Source organism: Acrocarpospora sp. B8E8, from assembly GCF_039871605.1.
GTDB classification, from domain to species: Bacteria; Actinomycetota; Actinomycetes; order Streptosporangiales; family Streptosporangiaceae; genus Acrocarpospora; species Acrocarpospora macrocephala.
This window is the reverse complement of record NZ_JBDPLV010000223.1, coordinates 1-570: the sequence shown is the minus strand read 5'-3', so window position 1 is coordinate 570 and position 570 is coordinate 1. Positions and strand designations below refer to the sequence as shown.

Below are 570 nucleotides of genomic sequence, written 5' to 3'. Positions count from 1 at the left end.
CAACTCGGGCCCGGTCGGCGGGGTCACCGGCGCGCGCCTGCTCGGCATGCGGCTGGGCCGGCGCCGGGTGCTCACCGCCGACATGGGCGGGACCAGCCTGGACGCCGCCGCGATCATCGACGACGAGCTGCGGGTGCTGCCGCGGGCCGAGATCGGCGGGCTGCCCACCAGCCTCACCGCGGTGGACATCGAGACCATCGGCGCCGGGGGCGGCAGCCTGGGCTGGATCGACGGCCGCGGAGTGCTGCGCGTCGGCCCGCACAGCGCCGGTTCCGTGCCCGGCCCCGCCTGCTACGGCAAGGGCGGTGAACGTCCGGCGGTGACCGATGCCGTGCTGGTCATGGGGCTGATCAACCCCGGCTACTACCTGGGCGGTACGGTCACCCTGTCGCCGGGCAAGGCGCGGGAGGCGATCCGGCGGCACCTCGCCGAGCCGCTCGGGCTGTCCGAGGACGCCGCCGCGCACGGCATGTACCGGCTGGCGACCTCGCAGATGGCCAACGCGCTGCGCAAGATCACCGTCAACCGCGGGCACGATCCCCGCGAGTTCACCCTGGTCGGCTTCGGCGG

Annotated in this window: 1 protein-coding gene; it reads left to right on the top strand. The window is 75.1% G+C overall.

Going from position 1 to position 570, the window contains the following annotated elements; all coding sequences use genetic code 11:
- The coding region (locus tag ABGB08_RS54720) for a hydantoinase/oxoprolinase family protein (RefSeq protein WP_347608581.1) at nt 1-570 on the top strand (570 nt) is incomplete at both ends.